This is a genomic window from Paenibacillus sp. J22P143 (assembly GCF_059692035.1).
In genome coordinates this window covers 41,555-56,707 of sequence record NZ_JCAUAQ010000004.1, presented here as the reverse complement: position 1 = coordinate 56,707, position 15,153 = coordinate 41,555, and the positions used below count along the sequence as shown (strand labels likewise).

14 protein-coding genes are annotated in these 15,153 nt (G+C 45.9%); 12 read left to right on the top strand and 2 right to left on the bottom strand.

What is annotated here, in order from left to right; genetic code table 11:
* Positions 1–119: 119 nt before the first annotated feature.
* The 3 genes from AC58PQ_RS09385 to AC58PQ_RS09375 all read left to right on the top strand — a co-directional run bounded on the left by AC58PQ_RS09385 (position 120) and on the right by AC58PQ_RS09375 (position 4,609).
* Positions 120–2,225 (top strand): PAS domain S-box protein, encoded by a 2,106-nt coding sequence (locus AC58PQ_RS09385; protein ID WP_497241696.1) that lies wholly within the window; start codon positions 120–122, stop codon positions 2,223–2,225.
* A gap of 135 nt (positions 2,226–2,360) precedes the next feature.
* Positions 2,361–3,515 carry a Gfo/Idh/MocA family protein gene (locus AC58PQ_RS09380; protein WP_497241695.1) on the top strand — a complete coding sequence of 385 codons (1,155 nt, stop codon included), beginning with the start codon at positions 2,361–2,363 and terminating at the stop codon, positions 3,513–3,515.
* Positions 3,516–3,535: 20 nt separating this feature from the next.
* Complete coding sequence (locus AC58PQ_RS09375; protein WP_497241694.1) at positions 3,536–4,609, top strand: Gfo/Idh/MocA family protein; 1,074 nt, start codon at positions 3,536–3,538, stop codon at positions 4,607–4,609.
* Here AC58PQ_RS09375 and AC58PQ_RS09370 read toward each other — a convergent pair.
* Positions 4,554–5,336 (bottom strand): LysR family transcriptional regulator, encoded by a 783-nt coding sequence (locus AC58PQ_RS09370; protein WP_497241693.1) that lies wholly within the window; start codon positions 5,334–5,336, stop codon positions 4,554–4,556. The two genes, AC58PQ_RS09375 and AC58PQ_RS09370, sit on opposite strands and share 56 nt — an antisense overlap.
* 269 nt (positions 5,337–5,605) lie before the next feature.
* On the opposite strand from AC58PQ_RS09370, the gene AC58PQ_RS09365 reads away from it, so the two are divergent.
* The 4 genes from AC58PQ_RS09365 (at position 5,606) to AC58PQ_RS09350 (ending at position 10,110) form a co-directional block, all read left to right on the top strand.
* On the top strand, positions 5,606–5,794 hold the full coding sequence (locus AC58PQ_RS09365; RefSeq protein ID WP_497241692.1) for a hypothetical protein: 189 nt from the start codon (positions 5,606–5,608) through the stop codon (positions 5,792–5,794).
* A gap of 81 nt (positions 5,795–5,875) precedes the next feature.
* Positions 5,876–7,549 carry a DNA repair helicase XPB gene (locus AC58PQ_RS09360; RefSeq protein ID WP_497241962.1) on the top strand — a complete coding sequence of 558 codons (1,674 nt, stop codon included), beginning with the start codon at positions 5,876–5,878 and terminating at the stop codon, positions 7,547–7,549.
* Positions 7,550–7,564: 15 nt separating this feature from the next.
* On the top strand, positions 7,565–9,580 hold the full coding sequence (locus tag AC58PQ_RS09355; RefSeq protein ID WP_497241691.1) for a helicase-associated domain-containing protein: 2,016 nt from the start codon (positions 7,565–7,567) through the stop codon (positions 9,578–9,580).
* An 80-nt stretch (positions 9,581–9,660) separates the two neighbouring features.
* Positions 9,661–10,110, top strand: a complete 450-nt coding sequence (locus AC58PQ_RS09350) for a YlbF/YmcA family competence regulator (protein WP_477590612.1) — start codon at positions 9,661–9,663, stop codon at positions 10,108–10,110.
* A 166-nt stretch (positions 10,111–10,276) separates the two neighbouring features.
* On the opposite strand, the gene AC58PQ_RS09345 is transcribed toward AC58PQ_RS09350, so the two are convergent.
* A complete protein-coding gene (locus tag AC58PQ_RS09345; protein ID WP_497241690.1) occupies positions 10,277–11,281 on the bottom strand; it encodes an asparaginase in 1,005 nt (334 codons plus the stop codon).
* Positions 11,282–11,328: 47 nt separating this feature from the next.
* Between AC58PQ_RS09345 and AC58PQ_RS09340 the strand changes: the two genes are divergently transcribed.
* From AC58PQ_RS09340 to galU, 5 genes are all read left to right on the top strand, one after another.
* Positions 11,329–11,592 carry a YlbG family protein gene (locus AC58PQ_RS09340; RefSeq protein WP_477590614.1) on the top strand — a complete coding sequence of 88 codons (264 nt, stop codon included), beginning with the start codon at positions 11,329–11,331 and terminating at the stop codon, positions 11,590–11,592.
* A gap of 268 nt (positions 11,593–11,860) precedes the next feature.
* Entirely contained in the window at positions 11,861–12,298 is a 438-nt protein-coding gene (locus tag AC58PQ_RS09335; protein WP_056612399.1) for a hypothetical protein, read from the top strand.
* 109 nt (positions 12,299–12,407) lie between these two features.
* Positions 12,408–13,319 (top strand): selenium metabolism-associated LysR family transcriptional regulator, encoded by a 912-nt coding sequence (locus AC58PQ_RS09330; RefSeq protein WP_497241689.1) that lies wholly within the window; start codon positions 12,408–12,410, stop codon positions 13,317–13,319.
* 71 nt (positions 13,320–13,390) lie between these two features.
* On the top strand, positions 13,391–14,248 hold the full coding sequence (locus tag AC58PQ_RS09325) for a PHP domain-containing protein (RefSeq protein ID WP_497241688.1): 858 nt from the start codon (positions 13,391–13,393) through the stop codon (positions 14,246–14,248).
* The gene (gene galU, locus AC58PQ_RS09320; protein WP_497241687.1) at positions 14,245–15,126 is read left to right on the top strand and encodes a UTP--glucose-1-phosphate uridylyltransferase GalU; all 882 of its coding nucleotides are present in this window, start codon (positions 14,245–14,247) and stop codon (positions 15,124–15,126) included. The genes AC58PQ_RS09325 and galU overlap by 4 nt, the downstream gene beginning before the upstream one ends.
* The last annotated feature ends 27 nt before the right edge of the window (positions 15,127–15,153 follow it).

Below are 15,153 nucleotides of genomic sequence, written 5' to 3'. Positions count from 1 at the left end.
AGCAGCTATTCCCATTTTTTTCAGGGAAGGCTGCTTTTTTTTACTTATTCTCTTTACGAGGTGCGTCCGAGTAAGTGATAATAAGATCGAAATGGGTGAAGGGGGTCCGTATACTCGAGATGAACATGTTTGAAGACAGCGCTTCCATTGGTTTTATCATTTTAGATTCAAATTGGCATTTTATATATGCAAACGTTTATGGAGCAAGTGTTTTAAAACGATCACCGGAAGAACTTCTAGGTAAAATGGCATGGACCGAGTTTCCCTCTGCGATCCGGCATTCCACGTATAGTCAATTCCATCAAGCTCGGAGAAATGGTAAAGAAATTGCTTTTACGGAATATGTGAAGCCATCCAATCAATGGATTCATGTAAATGCTTATCCAGTTGGTGACAACTTACATATTATTATTCGTAAAACAGAAATGATCACGAATCATTTCGCCATTGAAAATGATATTTATCAAAAGTATACAGATTACGCGCAAGATCTTATCACATTAACTGCCGAGGATGGTACTCTGTTTTATGTTTCGCCCTCGATAAAAAACCTGCTTGGATATGAACTTGAGGATATGTACGGAGCAAATGTGTTGGCTTTTTGTCACCCAGGGGATATCGATGGTCTGAAGAAAATCTTTATCAATGAAAATGAGTGTATGGCAATTGACCAGGGAATCATAACATGTCGTTTCCTTCACAAAAAGGGATGGTACGTATGGTTCGAAAACAATTTCAAGTGGTTGTTGGACGAACAGGGGAAACATTGTCAGAAACTAGGGATATGGCGAGATATATCAGAGCGAAAAATCGTTGAAGAACGGTTCATACAGGCACAGCGATTGGGGCAATTCGGCAGCTTTGAACAAATATTTGAAGAGGAATCGATCGCGTGGTCGGACGAGATGTTTCGGATATATGGTCTTGAACCGACCTTTGGAATTGACTTGAATAAAGCGATTGAGCCAATTCTGCCTGATGATCGTGGGAAAGTAGCACTAGCTATTAAACAAGCTGTTCTGCATGGTATGTCAGATATAGAATACAGAATTGAAGTTCAAGAAGGGGATGTCCGTTATTTACGTTCCCAAATTGAGCGTGTGTTTTTAGACGAGGGCAAAGTAGCTGTTCGTGGAATTGTCCATGATATCACGGATCATAAGCAGATTGAGGCAGAACTTACACGAAGTAAAGCCAAGTTGGAAATCGCGCAAGAAATCGCAGGCTTGGGACATTATGATTGGGACGTAATCACTAATGTCGTGTATATTTCAGATGAACTGACATCCTTATTTGGGTGTCCAGATCCTGTGCAACAAGTGTCTATTGAAGTGCTCTTTGGAAGTATTCATCCTGATGACATGCACAAAACGAAAATGGCGATAAAAGACGCTTTGCATGCAGGAACACTGGATCTCGTCTATAGGATCATTATTGGTGAGGATGTGCGAATTTTACATACCTTAGCGAGAACTTCCTATGACGAATCGGGAAGAGCCTTGCGTCTATTCGGTACTGTGCAGGACATCACACTTCAGAAACAGACCGAGGAGCTGCTCCGCAAAACCGAAAAGCTGCATGTTGCTGGTCAATTAGCGGCCGGCATCGCACACGAGATTCGCAATCCGTTGACGGCACTTAAGGGCTTTGTGAAGCTGATGTGTCACGCGAATGAAGAAAGTAAAATACGCTATTATCACATTATGCAAGAAGAATTTAATCGTATTGAGCTGATTCTTGGTGAGCTTCTCATTCTCGCCAAACCACAGGCTGTTGCCTACATGCCTCATGATCCATTAAGAATTCTTGAAGAAGTGATTCAGTTGTTAAATACGGAAGCGATCATGAACAATGTAGAGATTATACTTAATGCCACTTCGATTATTCTGGCGGTCAATTGTGAGCGAAATCAATTAAAACAAGTTTTTGTGAATGTCATCAAAAATGCGATTGAAGCGATGCCTTCTGGCGGTACATTAACCATTACTGTTCAAAATCAAGCTAATGGCGTCATATTGCAGTTTGTGGATCAAGGCCATGGCATCTCGGAGGAAAGGCTGCCGCGCATAGGTGAACCTTTTTACACGACAAAGGAAAAAGGCACTGGACTAGGCATGATGGTGAGCTTCACAATTATTGAAGAGCACCATGGGGTGATCCGCTATCAAAGTAAGCTTGGGGTTGGAACAACGGTCCATATCCAATTACCGGCATCTTCACAGTAAATATTGTCCTTTGGAATGTAACTGTCAAAGTTCGCATGAAGGTAGTCAATCTGCGACAAGATGCCTCTTCATAAATATGCTAAAGTGAAAACGTGCTTAATAATTGTGAATCTGATAAGAAAAAGGTGACGTACAGTGGATAAAGTAGTAAGGATTGGTATCGTAGGTCTAGGGAACATGGGAACTGGACATGCCAAATATTTGGTGAAAAATGAAGTGAAGAGCGGCGTACTTACCGCTATTTGTGAACCGAGAGCAGATCGTCTAGAATGGGCAAAAGAAAATCTAGGTGAAGGTGTTCGATTATTCGACAATCTTGACGATTTTTTGGCTTCTGGCTTGATTGATGGGGTTTTGATCGCAACGCCTCACTATGATCACCCTGAAACAGCTGTACGCGCATTCCAAGCAGGCCTGCATGTTATTTGTGAGAAGCCGGCTGGTGTGTATACCAAGCAAGTGCGTCAAATGAATGAAGCGGCAGAAGCTTCAGGTAAAGTATTCAGCATGATGTACAATCAACGCACAAATCCTTTATATAAAAAACTAAAGGATCTGGTTTCTTCTGGCGAGCTTGGTGAAATTCGCAGAACGAATTGGATTATCACGAACTGGTATAGATCACAAAGTTATTACGATTCTGGCGGCTGGCGTGCAACTTGGGCTGGTGAAGGCGGCGGCGTACTTATTAATCAGGATCCGCACCAACTTGACCTATGGCAGTGGACGATTGATATGATGCCGAAGCGTGTTCGCGCGTTCTGTTATTTCGGTAAACACCGTAATATCGAGGTTGAAGATGATGTAACAGCGTTTGTCGAGTATGAAAATGGCGCTACAGGTCTGTTCGTGACTACGACTGGCGAAGCGCCAGGAACGAACCGTTTCGAATTGTCAGGTGACCGTGGGAAAATCGTGATTGAAGATGGCAAATTGACGTTCTGGCGTTTGCGCGTATCGGAAAAAGAATTCAATGAAACGTACAAAGGCGGCTTCGGTGGGCCGGAATGCTGGAAATGTGAAATTCCGGTTGAAGGTACAGAAACAGGACATATGGGGATTACGCAGAACTTTGTTGATGCCATCCTGCACGGAACACCTTTGATTGCACCAGGAGCAGAAGGTATTAAAGGTTTGATGATTTCCAATGCGATCATGCTTTCAACATTCACAGACAACTGGGTTGATTTGCCAATCGATGAGGATCTGTTCGAGCAACATTTACAAGATAAAATCAAAAATTCCAAAAACAATAAAGAGGCTGGCTCGTTTAAAACACTTGATGTCTAAGATGATGGGGGAAATTCGAAATGCAAAAGAATGATGGCATGAATTATGCGCCAAAAGGGAAACCGAACCTTGTTGTTCAAAAAGGGGAGTTTACCTTCGCGGTCATCGCGCTGGATCATGGTCATATTTATGGCATGAGCAACGGACTTCTAGAAGCAGGCGCAGAGATAAAATGGGTTTACGATCAAGATCCAGCGAAAGTAGCCGCATTTGTGGCGAAGTTCCCTCAGGCTCAGGTAGCTGCTTCCGAAGAGGAGATCTTTCACGACCCAGAAGTGAAGCTAATTGCTTCCGCAGCTATTCCTTCTGAACGCGGTCCGTTAGGGATTCGCGCAATGGAGCATGGCAAAGACTATTTTACAGATAAAACACCATTTACCTCCTTGGAGCAACTTGCAGCTGCTAAGGCGGTGGTCAACGCAACAGGACGTAAATATGCGGTTTATTTCAGTGAGCGTCTTCACGTGGAAAGTGCCGTATTTGCGGGTCAATTGATCTACGAGGGCGCAATTGGGCGCGTTGTTCAAGTCATTGGTCTTGGGCCTCACCGTTTGAATGCATCAAGCCGTCCGGATTGGTTTTTTGAGAAGGATAAGTATGGCGGTATTCTAACAGATATCGGCAGTCATCAAATCGAGCAATTCCTCTTCTATTCGGGTTGTAAGGATGCAACAGTGGCTAGTAGTAAGGTAGCGAACTATCATGCGAAGGATTATCCGGAGCTTGAGGATTTCGGCGATGCGACACTTATTGGGGACAATGGGGCAACGAACTATTTCCGTGTAGACTGGCTGACACCAAACGGCTTGGGGACATGGGGAGATGGGCGCACGTTGATTCTTGGAACCGAGGGGTATATCGAGCTGCGTAAATATATTGATATTGCTCGTAATCCGCAAGGGGATCAGCTTTACCTGGTCAACCAACAAGGAGAAAAGCACTACAGTCTGCATGGACAAGTAGGCTTTCCTTTCTTCGGTCAGTTGATTTTGGATTGCATTCATCGTACGGAAAACGCAATGACACAAGCGCATACGTTCAAAGCGGCTGAATTGTGCTTGCTTGCCCAAGAGAAAGCCGTTCGTGTGGAGTAGTTTGACACATCAGTTGGATGAAGTTATTTAACGGTACGGATAATTGCCGTTTGGCATGATAGCATAATTGCACATGTAACTTAAAATTCGGGTAGTTTAGCGGTAAGATCGCTAGCTGCCCGTTTTGTGTTTCTGTCGTCACTGTCGTTTTCGGCAGGATTTCAGAGCCATTGAGATCCTCCGGCACGATCACGGATTTTGCTGCTAAGGGATGATCAGGTGCTGCCACAATGACAAATTCCTCTTCTTGAATCGTCCTAAATATTAAATCAGGATCGTTGAGTTCCTTGTCGACGATGAACCCTAAATCGCATTCGCCTGCCTTCAGCGCGCGTGACGTATCATTTTCCAATAATTCATTGATGGTGATCGTAATGTTCGGAAAGCATTTCTTGAAAGCACCAAGGAACGGAGGCAGCATATACGAAAAGAGAGTTGTTTCGTGCGTGCCGATCATGAAGCTTCCTGTCGTTTGTCCGGCCACATTGATTTTGGATTCCTCATAGAGCTTCAAAATTTTCGCCGCATACCGGAGTAAAATGTCCCCCGCAGGCGTCGGTCTCATCTTTTTATCGATGCGCTCAAAGATTTCGACCCCGTATTCGAGCTCCAGCTTTTGAATCTGTGAGGTTACACTGGACTGGGCATAGCCTAATTTTTCAGAGGCCTTCGTAAAGTTTTGCCATTTCGCTACTTCGAGCAGTGTTTTGTATAACGTAAGATCCATAGGCATGCCCCCTCAATCATCACTTTTTTCGATCGAAACGATCATTTATTACCACAATAGAAAGTATAAGTTTTCGGTTCCCGAAAACTTATACTTTCTATTTGGCGATAAAACCATATATAGGGATCTTTGGTCGAAGACCAAAGTCTCTCCTCTTCAAACGCGGTCGCTCATCTTTGAATGGCCTCGATAGAAGTTTTCTCATAGATAACTCTGGTACTTCCTGCCATGTTAAAATCAATTCCAACCAAAGGATGGGGGGAATTACCATGTGGAACTTATACGATATAGAGAAGAAATTCGAGGCTCATGTGAAAGATATTGAAGAGCGCTCGAGGAAAGCACATTGGTACACCAAAGAGGAGAAAAAAGGTCTTCGCCCTGGCGTAGTTGCAAGTTGGGTGTCACTAGTAGCCGTCCTTGTTGTCGGGTTTATCACGGTTTATGAACTCTTTTGAGATACGTTAGCATGGCGGCCATGTTTAAATCAAGTACTTTCCCTTCATACTAAGGAAAAAGGAGGGAATACACGATTGACTATGGATCCTTCAAGACCTCTGATCATTCAGAACGATTTATCTATCCTCCTCGAAACGAAGCATCCTGAATTTGAAAAGCTCCAGGGCAAGCTGGCTCGTTTTGCAGATCTCGTTAAAAGCCCGGAACATCTTCACACCTATCGGGTTACCCCGTTGTCCTTATGGAATGCAGCTGCAGCAGGGATGGGGCTGGAAGAAATGACAGCTTGCTTGCAGCAACATGCCAAGTTCGGCGTCCCGTCTGCTGTTCTTAACACGATTCGTAAATATACGAAGCGCTATGGGATTCTGCGCATGTTGCATGTGGGGAATGAGCTCTTCTTGGTAAGTGAGGATACCGTCGTTTTCAAAGAAATTTGTGCGTATGATTCTTTACAAAAATATCTCAAGGATACCCGTGGTGAACGGGCTATTGCCATATCACCGAGCTATCGCGGGATTTTGAAGCAGGAACTGATGAAGTTGGGCTATCCGGTAGAGGATTTGGCATCGTACCGCAGCGGCGAATTTCTGAAAATTCCCTGGCGTGATGATGACCAGATGGATGAGCCGTTCCAGCTTCGTGACTATCAAAAGCAAGCCGTAGATGCCTTTCAGCAGGTAGGCCATGGAGGGAGCGGTGTTCTGGTGCTTCCTTGTGGAGCGGGAAAGACGGTAGTTGGTATCGCTGCCATGGCGAAAGCAAGCTGTGCGACACTGATCCTTACCTCCAATGTTACCTCGGTGAAGCAGTGGAAGCGCGAAATACTGAGCAAGACGGGCCTTACGAGCGATCAGGTAGGTGAGTATAATGGCACGACCAAGGAGATTAGACCGATCACCATTGCCACGTATCAAATTCTAACTCACCGAGGGAACAAGGAAGCCGAGTTCTCGCACTTGCGATTGTTTAGCGAGAGGGAATGGGGCCTGATCATTTATGATGAGGTTCACCTTCTCCCTGCTCCTGTTTTCCGCGCGACTGCTGAGATACAAGCTACACGCAGATTAGGTTTAACAGCTACGTTGATCAGAGAAGATGGCCTAGAAGGTGATGTATTCTCCTTGGTCGGGCCTAAAAAATATGACATGGCGTGGAAGCAGCTTGAAACGATGGGGTGGCTCGCAAAGGTAACCTGCCAAGAAGTGCGCGTTCCTCTGTCCATGCTGGATCGAGATCGTTATCAGGCATCAGAAGCAAGGCATCAGTTCCGAATTGCAGGGGAGAATGTAGCGAAGCTGGATGTTATTGATCATTTATTGAAGCTTCATCCGGATGAGCCCACGCTAATTATCGGCCAGTATATCGATCAACTGGAGCAGATTGCAGCCCATACGGGTGCACCCATGATATGCGGCAGCATCCCGCATGAACGTCGTGAGGAGCTGTATGAGCGATTCAAAAAGGGGCAGCTGCCGCTGCTGATCGTTTCTAAGGTGGCTAACTTCGCGGTGGATCTTCCAGATGCGGCAATCGCTATTCAGGTCTCGGGAAGCTATGGCTCAAGGCAAGAAGAAGCCCAGCGGCTGGGGCGTATCCTCCGTCCGAAAAGAAACGGCGAAAACACAGCCGTCTTTTATTCACTTGTTAGCTCAGAAACGAAGGAACAGGATTTTGCGATGAAGCGGCAATTATTTCTCGTTGAACAAGGCTACCAGTATGAGATTACAAGCTGGCATCAAGCAGCAAGATGAGGAGGGAGGTTCAGAATGAAGTACGAACAGGTGGAACGGAAAATGCCACTTTCGTTAAAGGAGCTCATCTTACAACAACCATGGTGTTCTGCACTTCCTAGGGAGTCATTAGGAGAGGTCCTCACGCAGCATAATCATCTAAATGATCTCTATAGGGAGCTCTCTTCAGACGAGAGGCGCACATTACGTCTTGTAATGTCAACATTCGGTTGCCTTCCTTTTACTAGTGAGAGGCTGGAGAAAGTAGCGGCACTTCAAATGGCTGGCTCTCAAGTAAACTTGGGGCTATGGGGACTTCGTCGATATGGCGTCATTGTTGCTTTCCGAAAATCTTGGGGGGAACAGTTATTTATTTTGCCTGAGGATGCTTTTGCGGGTTGGCAGCGCATTTTATTTTCTACTATACTGAACCCCTTGAATGTGTCAGAAAGTCAGCTTATTCAAGTGGAATCAGGGGACATTGGCGATCATCACGTAGAAATGGATGAAGGCATTGAAGTGAATCCAAGGGGATTAGCGCAGCAATTGTTTCATTTTATGGCAAACTGTTCGCGCCAGCCAGCACTTTCCCTTACGAATAAAGGAACCTTACATAAGAAGCAACTACAGAAGCTTACTGAACATGTGAGCCTGCCCAAAACTATCATCACGAAGGTTGGACTAACTTACGCTTTCACTGACGTGTATGAGGAACCTGCCGCGCTGATGCTTGAAATGGCCCTGCGGATGGGCTTTCTTTATAAAAAAGAAGCGGGCGACAGGTTCCTGATCAATCAGCAACACCTTCATACATGGCTTCAAAGCTCTTATGAACACCAACAAGCGCAGCTGTATCGTATTTGGCGACAGGCTGTAACTCCCGCGCCAGTTTGGCTAGAACATGGTATAGCCTTCATGGAGAGGGCGGCTGCCTTGCAATGGTATAACCTAAATGAGCTGACTCAAGCCATCTTTTCTTGCTGTTCAATTGTCCATAAACCGATGGACGCGGCCGTTCTTAAACAGGAAATGATCTCCGTATGGATGAAGCCGTTGACTGCTTTTCGCTTTATTGAACTGGGGCAAGATCAAGAGGGGCAGTTATGGTTCAAATGGCTCATCAATCCTCAGTTGCATGATGATGTGAGGCCAGACTCACCTAACGATCTGTCCCTCAAGCCCCCGCCTTCTCTCTACGTTCAGCCTGATTTCGAAGTGCTTCTGCCACCTGATGCCTCACTTCACTTAGAGTGGAGGATTGCGGCGTTTGCTGACCTCCAGAACGCGGATCTAGTACGGAACTATCGTTTGACCAAAGAAAGCTTTCAGCGCGCGCTAGATCAGGGGCTGAAGAGCGCAGACGTGATTCATCTCTTGCAAGAGAATGCCTATTATGAAGTTCCAGAACAAGTGGCAATCACCTTGCAACAGTGGGAAGAGCAGAAGGACAAGCTCTATATAGAGGAGGTTACACTGCTTCGCTGTCAATCCGTTGAAGTTGCGGATGCCTTGCTGCGAAATGAAAAGTGCCGTACCTTGCTCGGTGACCGCATTGGAGAATCCAATTTTATTATTTCTTGCGAGCATGTTAAACATGTGACGAAATGCTTGGAAGCGATGGGGTTCCATCCCAACCGATGCTCAACCCCGAACAACCCTGTGGATGACGTAAGGGAACTCATAAATGAGGCAACCATAGGCTTGTGTTACTCCAGAGACACGATTCAGCTCTATGACATTGATCCCCATTTGCCGCATCGAGATGATTTGTATCCAGATATACAACAAATCCCTTTGAGCTGGATTAAGGAGTTCCGCGACTATCATGCGTCAACACGGAAAGATATGATTCGTAAAGCTATAGAATGGAAAAGTGTGCTGCAGTTGAGGAAAGAAGGGCGCGACTGCTTCATTATCCCTCGGATGCTGCGAGAAGATCGGACAGGTTGGATTCTGGAGGGCTGGGAAGAATATCAGGAAATTTCTTGGCCAAGCGAGGATTGGAAGGAAATGAAGCTCATATTACCAGGAATCAACGATGGATGTGTGTGAGAAAAGGAAGAAACTCTTGGCGAACTGTGATATGATAGAAGTGTTATAGACTTTTCGCTAGGAAGGATGGGGTTGTCATAATGTTACAAACAATGGAAACAGAAACACTAGATATGTCGGCTATCCTTATGCAAGCTTACGACATGGGTGACATGATTAATTCTTCTGCGGAAGTTGCAGATTATTTATATTGGAAGACCGCGGTTGAGAACAGCAAGGAAGTTAAAGATTTACAATATGTGTTTGCTAGGAAAAAAGATGCCTTTGAGGAATGCGAGCGTTTCGGGCATTACCATCCGAGCTATCACGATGCGCTTGCGGCTGTGAATGACGTGCAAGAGAAACTCTTAGCCGTTGAGGCTGTTCGCAAATATAAAGAAGCTGAGGATCGCTTGGACGACTTGTTGTTTACCGTCTCAACGACGATTGCTCACGCGGTGTCGGATTCAATTAAAGTGCCAAGCAACAATCCCTTGCCAACGGGCAAAGGCTGCAGTTCCGGTGGAAGCTGCAGCGGGAATTGCGGTTAATTTAAGGATTACTTGGTGAGCGGTTTTCAGCACCGAGAAGATTGAAAGAAGCTAGGAAATGAGGAGCGGAGCGTAGTGAAAGCTACGTGAGCACCGGAATTTCCGGCTGAATTCAATCTTCGATGTCGAATACGCTTCATGAACTACTTCGTGATCAAAAGCGGCCTCACAGGCAGAAATCGGGGCGGATTCGTCCTACCTCGGTTCCTTGCCAGTTTTGTACCACAGGCTTATGGAAAGCTGCAAGCTCGCTGACCTCATCTTCCGAGAGATAGCCTAGCTGCTTCAGTGCTTCAGTCACCGCGGGATACAAGGCACGAACATTTCCGTCTGCTACTTTTAAGACAAAGCCGATGGCTTGTTCTGGGATGGAAAGGGCGAAAATTCCTTCAGCACCCATTTTACCTACGACGCGACCCTTTGTTACCTCGATTAATCGCGTATCGAAGCGATCGGTTCCTGCGAGGAATTGAGGATATTTTCGAACAGCATCGACAATTCTCTGGCAAGCGTTTGCACGCTCTGCAGATAGCCCTTCTGGGCTGCCCAATCGGGCAAAGGCGAGTGCGAGATGGTTGATTGGCATTCCGAAAACAGGAACACCACAACCGTCGATACCGAGCTCCATCTGCTCCTTAGGCACATCTGACATGGCGCTCACAGCATCCAACATTAGTACCTGAACTGGATGCTCTGGGCTCATGTAGGTATCTGGCGAAGCGCCCAGATGGCTACTAAGGGATAGCATACCCGAATGTTTGCCCGAGCAGTTGTTGTGCAAGGTTGAGGGGGATTCTCCTCGCTCGCGCATCGCTTGTGCGGTTGGGGCATGGAAGGGTTCATGCGCACCGCATTGCAGGTGCATGGCATGATAACCAAGCTTGCCCAGGATACCGCGGGCCGTGCTCACATGCTCAGCTTCCCCGTTGTGGGAAGCGCAACACAAAGCTATTTCGGCCTCTGATAGGCCGAAATGATCAGCGGCGCCGGATTCAATGACCGGCAGTGCTTGAATCAGCTTCGCCGTCGAACGGGCGAAGGTGAGCAGGTGCGGATCGCCTGCACGGTGCAGGAGGCTTCCCTGGGTGTCCACGACAGCAAGGTGGATACCATGTATACTTTCAGTTATGTTTCCGCGACATACGCGAACAATAGTGTCTGATGGCTTCATGTTGTGAAATCACTCCATACTAGGATTATTGAAAAGAGGTTGCAATCATGATGATTGAGCGAAGCGGATTAATCATTTGGGTGAACGATATCAAAGCCGCCAGAAATTTAGAGCGATTTGGTTCCCTGCATTACATATCCAAGAAAATGAATTACGCAGTTTTATATATACATGCCAGCAAATTGGAAGAGACCACACGCAGTCTACTTAAGCTGCCTTATGTCAAAAAGGTTGAGAAATCGTACCGTAATGAAATTAAAACGGAATATAGTAGTGACGGTCCTGACAAAACTAGATTTTACACGCTTTGAGGCTGCAGTGCAAAATGAAAGCTTCGTGAGAAGCTTTTTTGTTTTTTTTAGGTCATATTAGACCACGGTCGTTCATTCTTGGATGACATCGATAGAAGTTTTCGCAATTTTCCGAAAATTAGGCATAGTTTTTTATCTTCATAAATACTTATTAATAATTTTATATATTCTTACATGGGAAAATTAGTTATAATAAAGTAAAATATAACTTACAGAACATCAATTCGTAGGTAGTAGGTCCCATTTAAATAGGAAAGGGGATGTGATCATGAAAGATAAGGTTATGGGGAGATGGAGTACTTATGAACCATTCTTCGTACAGCTAGGTGACAAGAAAGTGGCGGATATCGTGATCACGAATCATGCAAAGCTGAGATGGAGCGATCGTATTTCAAGCGATAACAACTCACTCGAGGAAATTTGCGCTTTTCTTTGGGAGAAGCTTAAAAATGATAGCATGGTCCCTTATTATCGAAATGAAGAAGACGTTTATCTAATTGACGATGATCTAGTGGTTGTAGCTGAATTCTCACATTTGGAACACGAGACGGATCTCGTAGGCAATCCGCTGCACAAAATGATTATAGTCACCTTTCTTGGTAAAATGTCAGAGACCATGGAGCTGCGCGATTTAAAGTCGTACTATTCCTGGTTAAGGCATTCTCGTCGTATGACCTTGATTAAGAATAGTCGCAAGCGTCGCTAATCATGCAATTGATCAGAGTATGTCTGGGGCAGACATACTCTTTTTTGGCGTCTTGATGGACTGTACGGGTTCGATTTCATATAATGGAAGCATAGAGAGGCGGTATACCATGGCACTTAATTTTCATCAATTACATATTTTCTATACCGTAGCGGAAAAAGGTAGTTTCTCACATGCAGCCGGTGCGTTACATATGACACAGCCTGCTGTGACGATGCAAGTCCAGTCGCTCGAGGATTACTTTGGTGTGAAGCTATTTCATCGCAGCACCAAGAAGATCGAATTGTCCGAGGCCGGACGAGCACTGCTGCCTTTTGCTAAGAATAGCATAGAGCTTATTCGTGACACGGATGTCGCGATGTCGAAATTTACAATGATGATTGAAGGGCGGCTTCAACTAGGTGCCAGCTTAACGATGGGGGAGTATATTTTACCTCGCCTCTTAGGCCCATTCAGCAAGGATTATCCAAAGATATCCGTATCGATGAAAGTGATGAACACGGCTCAGATCTTGGACGAGGTGCTCAGTCATCAGCTCAATTTCGGTCTTGTTGAAGCGCCAATACATCATCCGGATGTTCACACTGAACCGATTCTCAGCGACGAGCTGCGTCTCATTGTACCTTCGGATCATCCACTTGCGGATGTAGAAGTTGTTTCCTTGGAGGAGCTATTGAAGTATCCTTTTGTGCTACGTGAGCAGGGTTCTGGAACAAGAAGGGTCATGGAGGAAGAATTCGCTCGCTGTAACATGGATTGTTCCTCCATGAAGATCGTGATGGAGCTCGGAAGCACTGGAGCCATTAAATCTGCTGTTGAAGCGGGGTTGGGTATATCGATTCTTTCGCAATCGTCGGTGAAGCATGAGGTGACGCTAGGACTCTTTAAAATGAAGAAAATAGAGGATATCGTGTTTGAGCGCAGCTTCTATGCGATTTACTTAAACTCGACCTTGCTGCCCATTTCGGCTGTAAGCTTCATGACGTTCTTGAGACAAGAGGATTTAAGCCGTTTTCTATGATAAGGGATGAGATGGACTGTTGAGTGAACAATACGTTCATTAAGCGTCGTCTACGATAATTGGAGGCAACTATGAGGGATCGAATGGAAGCAGATTTACACTCACATACAACTGCTTCAGATGGGACACAATCGCCGAGAGCGAATGTACAAATGGCTCTGGATGCAGGGCTGGGAGCGATTGCGATTACGGATCACGATACCATTTCGGGGGTAGCGGAAGCACTTCAAGCGGGTACTGAGCTGGGCATCATGGTCGTACCTGGAGTTGAAATTTCAACGGTCGCGAATGGACAAGACATCCACATTCTTGGCTATTTCATCAATATAGAGGATGAACAATTTCTACAGCGCTTGGCGTCGTTGCGTGAAACAAGAGATACCCGTAACGAGATGATCATTGCGCGCTTACAGGAGCTTGGCATCGAAATTACGATGGAGGAAGTTCTCAAAGAAGTTGCGAATGTGAAGCGAAAAGGGGATACAGTAGGGCGGCCTCACATTGCTGCAGTGCTCTTAAATAAGGGCTATGTGAGTACGATTACGGAAGCGTTCGATCGCTATTTAGCTACAGGAGCGGCTGCGTACGCTAATCCACCTCGCATTGAGCCTGCGACGGCGATTACGTGGATTCATGAGGCTGGAGGCAGAGCGGTACTCGCACATCCAGGCATTTATCACGATGATGCCCTGGTTGAAGCCATTACCCTACAGGGTATAGATGGTATTGAAGTGTACCATGCCGATCATTCGCCAGAAGATGAAGAGCGATATAGGCTTCTTGCTCAGCGTACGGGTCTTTTGATGACCGCGGGCTCTGATTTTCATGGTGTACGAGATAACGTCGCGTTCCATGCGGCTATTGGTTCGAAACGAATCGGAATGGAAGTAGTGGAGCGTTTACAGTCGATGAAGGAGGAGCATTCATGAAAAAAATTCGTAAAGCCATTATCCCCGCGGCGGGACTAGGTACTCGTTTCTTACCTGCAACCAAAGCGCAGCCGAAGGAAATGCTGCCCATCGTTGATACACCGGCTATTCAGTATATTGTGGAAGAAGCGATCGAGTCTGGCATTGAGGATATCATTATTGTTACAGGGCGTAACAAGCGTGCGATCGAGGATCATTTCGACAAATCCGTAGAGCTGGAGATGATGCTTGAAGAAAAAGGGAGTACCCAGTTGCTTGAGATTGTGAAATCTGTATCTAATTTGGCAGATGTCCATTATATACGCCAGAAGCAGCCGCTTGGTCTAGGTCACGCCATTCTTTGCGCGCGCAAATTCATTGGGGATGAGCCATTCGCAGTTCTGCTTGGTGATGATATTCTCCAATCTTCCCCGCCGGGACTTAAGCAGATGATGGATGTTTATGAGCAAACGGAAACCTCGGTTATTGCGGTGCAAGAGGTACCGTGGGCTGATGTTAGCAAATACGGCATCATTTCTCCAGCGACGAGTTACGCCAACTATCGATTGATTGAAGATTTGGTTGAGAAGCCTGATCGTGATCAGGCACCATCGAATTTAGCGGTAATCGGGCGGTATATTATCATGCCAGAAATTTTCCGCATTCTTGAGCGGCAAGAGCCTGGCCGCGGCGGCGAGATTCAATTAACGGATGCGCTGCGCGTACTGAATAAGGAGCAGCAGATGGCCGCTTACCTGATGCAAGCGAAGCGGTATGACGTTGGGGACAAGCTGGGGTATATTGAAGCCACGATTGAGCTGGCCCTACAGCGTCCTGATCTGCAAGTACAAGTAAAGGCCTATTTACTTTCATTAATTAAGCAATGGGATGGGCAGTAGCCTATTTATATGATAAAAAACCTATCG